Raw genomic sequence first — 12595 nt, 5'->3', positions numbered from 1 at the left:
GGAAGCAGCCCCGAGGCTAGCTGCACGTCAGAGTGGGCATCGCCCAGTCGCCGTGGTCGTTGCCGTTTCCGTCGCCTGCGTCACCGACCTTGAGGTCGACCACTTGAGCGCCGCTGACGTCGACGTCGATCGGCACCGCGGCCTGCTTGCCGTGGATCGTCGGCGTGGTCACCAAGGTCTTGCCGTCGGCGATCACCGAGAACGTGACCGTTCCCGCACCTCCCGTCTCGTCGTCGACGCCGACGTCCGCCGTCAACCGGGAGCACTTTCCGGCCAGATACAGCTCGACGTCGCTGACCGCATTGGTGCCCAGGCCCTTGGTGTAGCCGACCCCGTTGACCGTGACCGGACGGCCGTCCCCGGCCGCCTGTTCGCCGACGCTGGTGTCCCGCTCCACCGGGCCCCAGCCGTTGGTGGACGACAGGAACGCCAGGTCGCTCACCGCGCTCTTGCCGACCGGCGGGGCGGGCGGGATTCCGCCGACGATGCGTTCGTCATCGCCCACGGCCTGCCGTCCGCTCTGCCGGTAGTGCACCGTCGCCGTGAGGGCCGAGACGGACGGCAGCGTCCCCGTCGGCGGCCGGACCTTCCAGGTGAAGGTGGCCGATCCGCCGGCTCGTACGCGCTCGACCGAGGTGGGGCTCGTGGCGCTCACGCTCCAGCCGTCCGGCGCGGAGAGCGAGGCCGTCAACTGCGAGGCGGACGGCCGGTCCTCGGGTACCCGCACCGCGGCCCGGGCCGTGAAGGCCTGGGCCGGCTGAGCGGTGTCCGGCACGTCCAGGGTGACATCTGCTCCCGGACGCGCGGGCATCGCGTACTTCCTGTGGTCGTAGTGGGGACTGTCGTTCTGCGCGACGCGCAGCGACGAAGCGTAGCTGCCGTAATTGGTCAGCGAGACCTTGCCCAGCCCGCCGGTGCTGCCGTCCAGGTTCCACACGGCGACGGCGATGCTGTTACGGCCGTTCGGATCGAGGACCCCGTTGGGGACCGGGAAGGTGTGCTGCGGGCCGAGGTAGTTGACGTAGTTGCCGACCTGCCAGCCGTTCACGAAGATCGTCGCCCGGTACTTGCGCGACGGGTCGTCGGTGAACGTCAGCCCGAGCGAGGTGTCCTGGCCGCGCGGCAGGTCCAGTGTCGCCTCGGTCCGGTACCAGGAGACTCCGGGACGGGTGTCGGTCGTCGGCAGGGCCACCTGGTTCCATTTGCCGTCCGGGTAGCCGGGCAGGGACCAGCCGGCGCGCTCGCCGTACAGGCCGCCCGTCGAGAGCGGGCCACGCACGGTGTCCTGCAGGTCCTCGCCGCCCCGTACGCCCTGCACGCGCCAGGTGACGGAGGTCAGCGGCGCCCCGACGAGGGAGGCGCTGGTCAGGCCGCGGGCGGTCTTGTTGCCGTTGGTCGAGTTGTAGTCCTCCTCGTGCCCCATGTTCACGGTGAGCACGGAGATGACGTTGTCTCCCTTGGTCTTCACTGCACCGGCGGGAAAGGTGAAGTCGGCGCTGCCTGTGGTGGAACTGCCCAGGAAGGTGCCGTTCAGCCAGGCGGAAAACGCCTGCGCGTCTCCGCCGGAGTCCGAGACCAGATGGATGCCGTTCTCCTTGCCGGTCGCGTGGAAGCGGCCGCGGTACCAGGTGTTTCCGGTGTGGAAGCCGTAGTCGTCCGCATAGAGCACCGGCAGCGAGTTGACGCCGGAGACACTGTTGGTGGTGGTCTTGTCGGCCACCTGCCAGCTGGTGTCGTCGAAGGCGGAGGCCGTCTCTGGGGACTCGTCGGCGTGCTTCCAGGTCGTCAGGGTCGGCAGGTGCACCGGGGCGGCCAGGGGGATCGTCCCCGTGAGGCTGCCCGTGCCGGTGGCCCGGGTCTTCAATGCCCTGCCGTTCCAGGTGACGTGGTCGGCGGAGGTGAACACCTCGATGTCCTTGTCGTCGGCGTTGTCACCGGTGAGCGCCACGGTACGGCCGCCGTCCAGGCTGGTCGCCGTCCGCAGCAGGTGGGTGCCGCGTACGAGCACCGGGCCGCTCGCCGTGTCCTGACGCCAGAAGGTGTTGGCCGTGGCCTTGTCGCCGATGAGCAGCAGCAGCGGGGGCTTTCCACCGCCGCTGATGCTGATACGGATCAGGCCCTTGTGGGTGTAGTTCAGCCGCAGGTCACCGGAGTCCTTGTCCCAGGTGGTGGTGGCCGTGCCGCCGCTGGTGGTCACGGTGGGCTCGGAGGCGTAGCGCAGCACGGTCTCTCCGTCGCTGCCCGGGTCGCCGTAGAGCACGGCGACATCCCGGTTCCCGATGGCCGCGCCGGTCATGATCTCCGAGGTCGAGTACTGCAACTGCGCTTCGCCGAGCCGGTAGTCGGCCGTGATCACATGGGAGTCGCGTCCGTCGAGGGTGATCGCGGTACCCGGCTGTTGGGGCACGACCGGGTAGGTCGGCTCCGCGGCTGCGGTTCCGGTCGGCACGTCGATGGCGTCGACGGCCACGTAGTTGTCCGTGGATCCCGAGCTGTGGTTCCCCGCGACGACGATCTTCAGCGTGTGCGCCCCCGGCGCCAGACCGGTCTTCTGGAAGACCACCGCCTGGCTCTCGCCGCCGGAGTCGTCGACCGTCGCCACCTTGGTTCCGTCGAGGTAGACGTCGGCGTTGCCGTGGTTGTCGGTCTTCGAGCCGATCCAGCGGATCGCGGTGCCGTCGAAGGGGACGGTGAGCGAGTCACCGGCCTTGTTGGAGAACGACTCGGTGTGCTTGTAGTCGCCCCCGGTGTAGCTCGTGTCGGCCACGTGCGACCACGAACCGGTGTACTGCAGCGCGGAGTCGGGGTCGTCCCAGGTGTAGGTGGTGTCCGCGGAGGGCTGGGCGTTGAAGTCCAGCGAGATGTGGGTCTTGTCGACCGCCGTGGACGTGGAGTTGCCGTGCCTCAGCACGTGGAACTGCGTCTTTGTGTCGGGGTTCATCCGCGCGGTGTCGATGACCGCGGAGTCGTCCGGCGGTGTGGCCCTGATGGCCTCGGTCTTGGTCAGCGGGGCGACCGACTGCGTGAAGTACCCGATGAGCTTGTCCTCGTAGTACTTCGGGTCGAGCTGGCGGTTCTCGCGGATCGCGGCGCCGTAGTCGTAGGACGTGTAGTTCTCCGGCATGCCCAGCCAGCCCCAGTTCGTGCCGCCGTAGGTCATGTAGAAGCTCTGGGCGGTCGCGCCGACGGCTATGTTCTGCTTGTAGAACACGTTGGCGAACTGGTCGTTGATCAACTGGGCGCACTTGTCGTAGCCCGGCCCGCCCCAGGGGTCGAAGGCGCCGCCCTGGAACTCAGGGGAGTACAGGGGCTTGCCGTCCGGGTGGTCGTAACTGATGTCGGGGACACCGTTCCACTTCGACGGATTCGAGCAGTCGAAGCCTTGCGGGTACGAGTCCGGGCCGTCGACGTCCAGGGCGCCTGCGCCGGAGTTGAAGGTGCCGTTGTTGTTGCCGGTCAGCGGTACGGTGATGCCGTCGGCGCGGGCCTTGTCCTCCAGGTGCTGCATGTAGGAGCGGCCGGCGGTGGAGCCGTTGTAGTACTCGTTCTCGACCTGGTAGGCGATGACCGACCCGGTGCCGTTGGTCAGCTGGTGGCGCGCGATGATCCGGTCGATCTGCGTCAGCCACTCGTCCGCGTACTTCAGGAACTGGGGGTCGTCACTGCGGTTGTGTCCCGCCTTGGTGGTCATCCAGCCGGGCAGACCGCCGCTGTCGACCTCCGCGTTGATGTACGGCGCGGGGCGGGCGATCACGTAGAGCCCGGCATCCTGCGCCATGTCGAGCAGCTTGTCGACGTCACGGACCCCACTGAAGTCGTACACACCCGGCTTCGGCGAGTGGTATCCCCAGTCGAAGTACAGGGAGGTGGAGTTGAATCCGGCGGCCTTCATCTTCTGGAAGATGTCGCGCCACAGGTCCGGGCTCGGGAGCCGGAAGTAGTGGAACTCGCCGGACCAGAGATAGGTGCGCTTGCCGTCGACGAGGAACGAATAACCGTCGAGCGTCACTGTGTGCGTCGGTGGACTTGTGGCAGACGCGGCGGCGGGTGTCCGCCCGCCGCTGTCCTGCGCCGCTGCGGGCGCGGTCATGCCCGCGGCCAGGGCGATGGTCGCGGCCGTCGCGAGGACCGCCCTCCACCACCGACCACGGCCGGGTCTCGCAGCCTCTGAACCGATCCGATCACTTCGCACTGCGGCCTCCATACCGCCTGAGCAATCAGTATCAAACAGACTCAGGCAAAGTCGAACAGTAAGGCCGCCTAAGACGCAACACAATGGGTCGGGAGCACACACGTCACCAGTGGTCACGGCGAGGCCGACGGCTCATGAACCCGTGGCGAAGCCGGAGTTGGCGCGTGGTCGCGGGAGAAGCGAGTGCAGGGGACTGCCTGCACGCGGGCGAAGGGGCCGGCCCCTTCGCCCTCTGCGTCCAGGATCGCGGCGTAGAAGGCAGCCCGGGCTGACACGTCGTCTGAGCCCCGGGGTACGACCAGCGTTCTCTTGGACGGCGGCCACCGGGGCCCCGGTCTGCGTGAAACGCCATTGTCAGTGCCTCCCCATAGAGTGAAAGCATCATTCGGGGAAGCTCGGAGGGGGAGCAGAAGCATGTCCGCAAACAAGATCCAGCACAAGGTGAACCACGTCGCGCTGGTGGTGGACTGTTCGGGTTCCATGCGTCCGCACGAAAGTCAACTCATCCGCGTCGTGGACGAGTTCGTGGCGGGACTGAAAGCCGAATCGGACAGCCTCGGCCACGAAACCCGGATCAGCCTCTACTCCTTCGACCACAAGGTGGAGAACCTGGTGTGGGACATGGACGTGAAACATCTGCCGTCCATGCGAGGTCTGTATCGCGTCAACAATGGTGCTACGGCCCTCATTGAGGCTTCGCTCAAGTCCCTGGACGACCTGGGTCATATCTGGGAGGAATACGGCGAACACAGCTTCCTCCAGATCGTGGTGACGGACGGCGAGGAAAACGCATCCGGGGGCGACAGGCGGCACGATGGCGACATGACCATCCTTGGCCCCTGGCTCGACAAAATCACGGCGAAGATGGGCGGGCTGCCAGGCCACTGGACGTCCGCGATCCTCGTGCCGAACTCCCTGGCCAAGCGCACTGCCCAGAACTACGGTTTCCCGGCCGGGAACATCGCCATCTGGGATGCGGATTCCCAGAAGGGCGTCGAGGAGGCGATCGGCACGGTGCGCGCTGCCGCCACCAGCTTCCTCCGGGGGCGAGAGCAAGGGGTGCGCGGCACCAAGAACTTGTTCGCCGTGGGTCAGGACATATCGCTGGACGAGGTCCGGGCGAACCTCGAACCGATTCCGGCGAACAAATACCGGCTTCTGAAGGTCGATCAGGAGGTCGAGATCCGTCCCTTCGTCAACTCGCATCCAGGTGTTACGTACGAACGTGGTTCCTGTTACTACCAGCTGGGCGCCCGCGCTCAAGTTCAGCTGAACAAGGAAGTCATCGTGGTCGAGAAGGACACCGACCGCGCCTATACGGGCGACGCGGCGCGCAGCCTGCTGTTCGGCACCGATATCCAGGGAACCGTCTCTGTGAAGGCAGGAAACAACCCCAAGCTGGAGGTATACGTGCAGAGCCGTTCGGTGAACAGGAAGCTCAAGCCGAAGACACGTCTACTCATCATGCTCTGAAGCCACACGGGTAAGACCCTGGGGTCCGAAACCGAGTTCCCTTTCGGACCCCAGGGACTCACACAGTCCACCATGCCGAAGGGCCCGCCACAGCGCGACAGTCTCGTCCAGGCGGGCGAAGCGCCTTTCCCACGGCAGTTCGGACAACGTGTACAGGGGCCGCCCGAACCGGCCGGGGAAGTCTGCGCCGTCGGTCACGGTGAGCCGGCCATCGGACAACACGTCGATGGATGCACGGGGCGGACGACGTCAAGGGACACCACCCTCTGTTCCTCGGTCGAGCGTGCCGAACCATCGTCCAGGGAGCCGTACACACAACCGAGCACCCATGAGCAGGTGGGGGCCGACGTGGGGACTGCCCGAGCCGGCATCGTTCGCGAACAGGGGCTGCTCGCGACCGTGCTGGGGCACCCGGCTTCGCCCGGGAGGGTTCTTACGCCAACGGGAGTACGCGTGATGACGCCTCTCGGTGGATGATCCCGGTTCCGGACAGGGCGATGCTGGGGGCAGGGCGATGGGCGTTTGCCTGTTCGGCGTGTCCGCATCGTCCGTGACCGTGCCGACCGTCGGGGTTGCCGGCCTGAAACAGAATGGGAACTCGCGTGGATGCCGACTCTCTGGCCGGGCGGACCGAACCCTCGCTGCCCGATTCCGACGCCGCGCAGCGCACACCCACGCCGCGCCGTCCGCGGGTCAGGCGGTGGTTGAGGCGCTTGGCACTCGCCTGCACCGTTCTGCTCGCAGTCGTCACCACGGCCTCGCTGGCCTACAACGCATTCACCGCACGACGTGCCGCGCCTCCCGGAGGGCTGCGATACGTCCAGGCGGCGGATGTCCGTACCCGGTACCGGACCTGGGGCACGACCGGTTCGCCGGTTGTCCTCGTCCACGGGGCCTTCGAGCAGGCGGACACCTGGGCGCGCCTGGCACCGCTCCTCGCGCGCGATCACCGGGTCTACGCACTGGACCTGACCGGAGACGGCTACAGCCAACGCCGCGGCCCGTACACCGTCAGCCACTTCACACGGCAGCTGCTGGGCTTCCTCAGCGCCATGCACCTCGGTGGGCCGGGTGAGCGTCCCCTGCTGGTGGGCCATTCCAGCGGAGCCGCAGTCGTCGCGGAAGCGGCACTGCGCGCACCAGGGCGGATCGGGAGCGTGATGCTGCTCGACGGTGACGCCCTGGACACCGGCGCCGGTCCACCGTCAGCCCTCAAATACGTACTGATCGATCCCTACCGCACCAGCCTGTTGCGTCTTGGCCTCGGCGCCGATTGGCTGATTCGGTCCTTCTACGACGCCCAGTGCGGACCGGCCTGCCCGCCTCTCAACGCCGCAGGACTGGATCAGTGGCGCCGGCCGCTGCGGATGCCGGGCGCGGAGGCCGCTCTGTGGAGCATGCTCGGCGAGGGCGTGCCCGGCCTCCCCGCGAGCCAGGGGGCGCGACTCGCGGCCGTCGGCATCCCCAAGTCGGTCGTTTTCGGCGCCGAGGACGACGTATTCAGCAAACAGACCCCGCAGCAGACCGCCCGGCGCATCGGTGCACCGCGCCCCACCCTCATCCCCGGCGCCCGCCACCTGGCCATGATCTCCAGCCCCCGTCAGGTCGCGGCAGCCGTTGAAGCCCTGGCCGGCGCGGACTCCGCTGTGCCATAGCGAATTGCCTGTCCGGGGCAAGGTGGAAGTCCCCGGTGAAACGCGGCGCTTGGCGCCACACTGCCTCCGCGTGGCAGACCAGGCCGCGTTCATGGACCGTGACTTGTCCAAGGTCGCCTGGGCCCTTTCTTTCGGATCAGCGGACGGAAACTAGGGCGGCCACATGCCGCGGCCGGTCCGACCCATCCCGCTTCCTCCGCAGCCGGCTGGGCCCACTCTGAGGCCGAGCCATCTATTCCGTCGCCACGATGCGCTCCACGGCGGCCGTCACCAGTTGTTCACGCTCTGCCTCCGTGAAGACGTCCGGCAGCGTGAGCTGCTCGACGATCAGCCAGTTCAACGTCAGTATGAGCAGCTTGACCGCCGTGGCGTCGCCGGGGAGGCCGGAGGCCTCGTGGTATGCGACGTTGGCGTCGACGTCGGCTCGGACCCGTTCAGTGAGGACCCTGCGAAGTTCGGGGCGGCGGGTGGCTTCAAGGCGGAGTTCCAGCAGTGCGAGGTAGCCGGTGCGGAAGGAGGTGATGCGGCCGACGAGTTCGCGCATCAACTCCGCATACGTTTCCCGGTCGCGGCCGGCTGTCTGCTGGCGGGCGATCGTTGCCTCGTCAGGCCGGAGCCGCTCGTAGACCCGGGCGCCTGCCTGAGTGAAGAGGTCGTCTCGGCTGGTGAAGTAGTTGGACGCCGTGCCGGTGGGAACGGCAGCCTCGGCATCCACAGCCCGGAAAGTGAGGCCGCGAGCGCCTTCCCGGGCCAGCACCTCGATCGCCGCGTCAACGAGGGCCGCACGCCGCTGGTCATTCCGTCTCACCACTGACACCACTCCATGTGCAGTACTACGTTCAAAGCACTTTAAGCAGAGTACTAGGTGAGGGATCGTTACGCGAAACCTCGTGTAATACGTCGCCATCTCGCTCGACGGCGGCAGCGCCGGCCCCGGCGGCGAGGTCGACTCCTTCCCGCAGGATGGCGAGCAACGGGCCGCCGTCGTGCGCAGTGCGGCCAGTTCGGCCGGGGATCGGCCGTTTCGTGCGGCACCTGGCCAGCAGGCAAAGCCACCCCCCTCGCCGAGCGCACCGGCGCTGTGCCGCCCGTCGCCTTCGAGCAGCAAGGTCCGTGATCCGTTGCGCCGTCGTACCCACAGCAGGAGCGGGCGATTTCCGGGTCTCCGCGATCGAGGTCACAGCCACCTCCTTCGGCGCTTGTGAGCATGGCAGTCGCACAAGCGGCGGTCCTCTTTCTCGCACCGAATGTGAAGTTATCGAGCGATCCGCGGCACGCATTCATAGACGGACTGCAAGCCGGGACGACCGAACGTCGGCCGACTCATCGCCGTGCCGACACCCACCGGGCATTCGGGGAGGGGGCGGACTGGGGGTTGCGGGCCGATGGCGGGATCGGTCCCCGACCGTGGTCAGCGAAGTCGCCACCGTCCCCGATCGAAGCAACATGATCACGATCCAGCGTGACCAAGGTCGCGCCGCGTGTGGAGGCGGATGCGCAGGACCTCGTCGAGGCGCACATGGAGACGCTGCTGGGCGTCCGTTTCCTGGCGAACGAGTACGGCACCGGACCGGTTGACTCTCCTCCCGAGGGTTCCTTAAGCACACCGAAGCGTGGTCTCGTCGCAGCGTGCGCCTGACCTGGAGGTCTATCCGTCCCACGCGGGAGGTTGTCCATCCGGGCGGCCAGCCCGGCAGGCACCGAAACCACGACCGCGTGATACTCCACCGGTAGATCGTTATCCCCTGGTCTGGGGACTGTCCGCCGCCGGCGGAGACCCAGGTGGCCTCAACGCACCACCCGGGCAGAGCCGGGCAGTGCCCGAAGGCTGGTTTGCCTGCGGCGAAAGGACTGTGCGAACCTTTCACGTCATCTCTTTGAAAGGGCTGGTCGTGACGCTCGGCATGGTTCTCGGCGACTTCTCCTCTCGCGCTTCGACGCGGGAGCGGTAGCCCTACCACCCCTGACACGCGAGCCTGTGCTGCAGCACGGGCCGTTTGCCCTGCTCCTCGTCGAAGTGCTCTTCGTGCCCCCGCACGTTCGATCACGAGGAGTACGTGGTGTCCACCATCCGCTGGACCGAGACGAACCCCCCCCGTTCCGCCCGTTGGCATTCCGAGAGCGCGACACCGCCTCCCCGCCGGGTCATCGGCGCGGACGACCGTATGAAAGCCGACACTGCTCACCGTCTGGCCTGCGAAGGAACTGCCTTGCTGTGGCGGGGCGACTTCCAGAATGCACGTCAACTACTACACGCGATGGGCCGCCGTATCGACCGGAAGCCTCCCCAACAAGGCGACAGCCCGGCCGAGTCCTTCCACCTGCATCGCCGGGCCCGCGGCCACCGCGCCCGCGTGCTGGGCAGGTTGCTCGTTCTGCTGGACGAGGATCACTGCTTGGACCTTCGTAGAGCTCCCGACGTGCGCCAGGCGTGCGCCGAGGCGTACGGTCCGCCATCCGAGCCGATGGCCGTCTCGCTCACCGAATTGCTGGGAGTGGTCGGAGCGCATCAGTGGCGCAAGAAGGGCGTGGAGGTACCAGCCCTCGGCGCTCGCATTCACCCGCACTATGGCGTGTTCTCCCCGGTCAGGGGCGAATACGTCGATCTCGTTGCACAAGCACCGCTCCCTGCATCGGCGGTCCGTCGCGAGGGTCGCCGCACCGCGCTCGACCTCGGGACGGGCACAGGAGTGCTGGCGGCCGTCCTGGCCCGCCGGGGGCTCGACCACGTGGTGGCCACCGACATCAGCCCGCGTGCCCTGGCCTGCGCACGCGAGAATGTCCGCCGACTGCACCTCACCGGGCGCATCGACGTCGTGGGCCCCGTTCTCTTTCCCGACAGGCGGGCGCACCTCGTCGTCTGCAACCCGCCCTGGATTCCGGCCCGGCCTACCTCCGCGGTGGAGCAAGGCGTCTACGACTCGGGCAGCAGCATGCTCCGGAGTTTCCTGGACGGGCTCACCGCACATCTCGAACCGGGAGGTGAGGGATGGCTCATCCTGTCGGACTTGGCCGAGCACCTCGGGCTCAGGACGCGCAGCGAGCTGCTGGCCGACATCGAGGCCGCCGGCCTGCACGTGGTCGACAGAATTGACACCACGCCACGGCATCCACGAGCGAGGGACACCGCCGATCCTCTCCACGCCGCCCGGGCCGCGGAAGTCACATCACTTTGGCGTCTCGTCAGCGATTGACGCTCAGCGTCGACTGCCACCGGGGTGAACAAGGCCGAACGGCGCCAGCATCCAGTGGACGGCCGTCCTCTTGTTGAACCTGCGATGAAGTGGGTGCATCGAGCGGGACTGGCGTTCCCAAAGAGTCTCATCATCTTGCGGGTGTACCGGCTGTGGGAAGGCTGGCTGCGGCCGCCGCTGATCAACGGTGGGGTTCGCGTCGCCAGCTGCAGGGGCTGGCGGCACGAACCCTCAGTCAGAGAGCCTCCGAATCCCCAACAGCACCTACAGTTCAGATTTCGATACCTTCAGAAATCGTGAACTCGCGGGGATTCGACGGCGGCCGGTTCGACTCGCTGGTGATCGACGAGAACCGGGCACCCGTGATCGTCGAATATAAGCGCGGCACCGACGCAGCCGTGATCAACCCGGGGCTCTACTACATGTCCTGGCTCATGGCTCGCAAGGACGCCTTCAGGCACCTGGTCCGCGACCGGCTCGGGGCTTCGGCCGCGTCCCAGGTGCTGTGGAGCGCGCCCGGGCTGATCTGCGTGGGAGGCGACTTCACCCGCTACGACGCGCATGCCGTACGGCGGACGGGAAGCGGTGGCGCCTTCCCCGGCACGGGTGTGCCGTTCCGGGGAAGGCGGTCGCTCGGCATACGGGGTACCGGGCGCTCCGGGATGAAGCCGCCGCGTCAGCTTGCGGGAAGGCTGAATGTGTAGCCCTGCCGGGTCATCCAGGGGAGCAGTTCGCGCAGGGCTGCGACGGTCTGGCTGCGGTTGCCGCCGCCGTCGTGCATGAGGACGACGCCGCCGGGACGCAGTTCCCGTTTCACGGTGGCGACGATCGAGGCGACACCGGGGCGCGACCAGTCACGGGGGTCGACGGTCCAGCCCAGCGGGCGTAGGCCGTCCTGCACGGCTATCCGGCGGTTTTCGGGACTGAAGTCGCCGCCGGGGGCACGGAACCACCTGATCCGGGTGCCCGGCCCGCCGGCATTGATGATCATTTCCTTGGCTGCGGTGATCTCGTGGACCTGCGTGGCGTGCGGGAGGGTACCCATCGGCTGGGGGTGGTCCACGGTGTGGTCGCACAGCCGGTGGCCGTCGGCGAGGATGCGCTTGACCAGGGCGGGGTTCGCGGCGGCCTGGTTGCCTATCTGGCAGAAGGTCGCCTGCGCGTGATACTGGGCGAGCAGGTCCAGGACCTGACCGGTGAACGGCCCCGGGCCGTCGTCGAAGGTCAGTGCCACGGTCCGGCCGTACGTCGCCGCACTGTGGGCGATCGAAGCGCTCGGGGCGCCGACAGGGGCGGCCTGCGCGCCGGCGCCGGTCGCGGCGCTTGCGCTCGTACCGGCACCGGCCAGGGCCAACGAGACGGCCACTGCGCAGCCGAGAGCCGCACGGCGCAGCAGACGGACGGAACTGGAGTTCTGCATTCTGTTTTGCTCCTGGCGTGGCTGGCCATCTCGGGATGGCAAGGACGGGCCCCCACGACGATGACCGAATGCCTGACCAAAGCAAAGGATTCACTGGCATCTGCAGCCTTTGTCACAAAACGGTCGATTGTGACCCTCGCCACTGCGGCCGTGCCCGCCACCACCGCCCGGCTCCTCCTGCGGCTCCCGTACGAAGGCGACCCCACCCGCTGGCCGCGACCTCCACACCTTCCGGAGCCAGGCGCAACGGCGCTCCCCCGCTCGGCGCAGATCCGAGCGAAGAGGTCGGCGAGGGTGTGCGTGGCCCCCGTACCAAGTGGCACCGAGCCAAGGGAGCTGCGCGTCATCCCGGGACGCCTGCCACCGGGCCGTTTGTGTACGACGTCACCGCCTGCGCGCCCGCCAGCCGTACCCGTTCCGACCACAGGACGCCCGTACCGCCGTCGCTCAGCCTCGCCGTCTCGCCCGGCCGCAGCGGCAACAGCTCGTCCGTGTGGATGGATCCGGCAGTGGTGGTCGACGAGTGCGGCGCCCTCGCACCACACGTCGTCGAGCCATTCGTCGACCGCCCGGTCGGCGGCCCCGTGCGAGTGGTACCGGTGCCGGCGCCGTTCTCGATCACCATGTACTCCGTCCGCGCTCCCATGATTCAGCAAGGCTG

8 protein-coding genes and 1 pseudogene are annotated in these 12595 nt (G+C 67.7%); 5 read left to right on the top strand and 4 right to left on the bottom strand.

Annotation, left to right across the window (positions count from 1 at the left end; translation table 11 throughout):
- Window positions 1-16: 16 nt before the first annotated feature.
- Window positions 17-4090 (bottom strand): beta-galactosidase, encoded by a 4074-nt coding sequence (locus ACWDAG_RS27255; protein ID WP_450698192.1) that lies wholly within the window; start codon window positions 4088-4090, stop codon window positions 17-19.
- A 516-nt stretch (window positions 4091-4606) separates the two neighbouring features.
- Here ACWDAG_RS27255 and ACWDAG_RS27250 point away from each other — a divergent pair.
- Together ACWDAG_RS27250 and ACWDAG_RS27245 are read left to right on the top strand one after the other, a co-directional pair.
- Window positions 4607-5665 (top strand): VWA domain-containing protein, encoded by a 1059-nt coding sequence (locus ACWDAG_RS27250; protein ID WP_450698191.1) that lies wholly within the window; start codon window positions 4607-4609, stop codon window positions 5663-5665.
- A 602-nt stretch (window positions 5666-6267) separates the two neighbouring features.
- Window positions 6268-7320 carry an alpha/beta fold hydrolase gene (locus ACWDAG_RS27245; protein ID WP_450698190.1) on the top strand — a complete coding sequence of 351 codons (1053 nt, stop codon included), beginning with the start codon at window positions 6268-6270 and terminating at the stop codon, window positions 7318-7320.
- Window positions 7321-7552: 232 nt separating this feature from the next.
- On the opposite strand, the gene ACWDAG_RS27240 is transcribed toward ACWDAG_RS27245, so the two are convergent.
- A complete protein-coding gene (locus ACWDAG_RS27240; RefSeq protein ID WP_450698189.1) occupies window positions 7553-8131 on the bottom strand; it encodes a TetR/AcrR family transcriptional regulator in 579 nt (192 codons plus the stop codon).
- A 651-nt stretch (window positions 8132-8782) separates the two neighbouring features.
- Between ACWDAG_RS27240 and ACWDAG_RS27235 the strand changes: the two genes are divergently transcribed.
- The 3 genes and pseudogenes from ACWDAG_RS27235 to ACWDAG_RS27225 form a co-directional block, all read left to right on the top strand.
- Window positions 8783-8959: a hypothetical protein gene (locus ACWDAG_RS27235; RefSeq protein WP_450698188.1), complete on the top strand. Its 177-nt coding sequence runs from the start codon at window positions 8783-8785 to the stop codon at window positions 8957-8959.
- A 421-nt stretch (window positions 8960-9380) separates the two neighbouring features.
- Window positions 9381-10514: a methyltransferase gene (locus tag ACWDAG_RS27230; RefSeq protein ID WP_450698187.1), complete on the top strand. Its 1134-nt coding sequence runs from the start codon at window positions 9381-9383 to the stop codon at window positions 10512-10514.
- Between the two features lie 275 nt (window positions 10515-10789).
- Window positions 10790-11086, top strand: a pseudogene (locus ACWDAG_RS27225) (transporter); the annotation flags it as partial.
- 104 nt (window positions 11087-11190) lie between these two features.
- Here the strand turns inward: ACWDAG_RS27225 and ACWDAG_RS27220 are convergent.
- Together ACWDAG_RS27220 and ACWDAG_RS27215 are read right to left on the bottom strand one after the other, a co-directional pair.
- Window positions 11191-11934 (bottom strand): polysaccharide deacetylase family protein, encoded by a 744-nt coding sequence (locus ACWDAG_RS27220; protein WP_450698186.1) that lies wholly within the window; start codon window positions 11932-11934, stop codon window positions 11191-11193.
- A 343-nt stretch (window positions 11935-12277) separates the two neighbouring features.
- Window positions 12278-12580: a hypothetical protein gene (locus ACWDAG_RS27215; protein WP_450698185.1), complete on the bottom strand. Its 303-nt coding sequence runs from the start codon at window positions 12578-12580 to the stop codon at window positions 12278-12280.
- Window positions 12581-12595 lie beyond the last annotated feature (15 nt).

The sequence above is a fragment of the Streptomyces sp. NPDC001157 genome, assembly GCF_053598255.1.
The sequence above is the reverse complement of the archived record's forward strand: the minus strand, read 5'-3'. Positions and strand labels throughout refer to the sequence as shown.

What these genes read in the sequence shown, in the direction of transcription:
- ACWDAG_RS27255 (WP_450698192.1), bottom strand. Translation starts at nt 4,090, where the DNA reads ATGACCGCGCCCGCAGCGGCGCAGGACAGCGGCGGGCGGACACCCGCC.
- ACWDAG_RS27250 (WP_450698191.1), top strand. Translation starts at nt 4,607, where the DNA reads ATGTCCGCAAACAAGATCCAGCACAAGGTGAACCACGTCGCGCTGGTG.
- ACWDAG_RS27220 (WP_450698186.1), bottom strand. Translation starts at nt 11,934, where the DNA reads ATGCAGAACTCCAGTTCCGTCCGTCTGCTGCGCCGTGCGGCTCTCGGC.
- ACWDAG_RS27215 (WP_450698185.1), bottom strand. Translation starts at nt 12,580, where the DNA reads ATGGGAGCGCGGACGGAGTACATGGTGATCGAGAACGGCGCCGGCACC.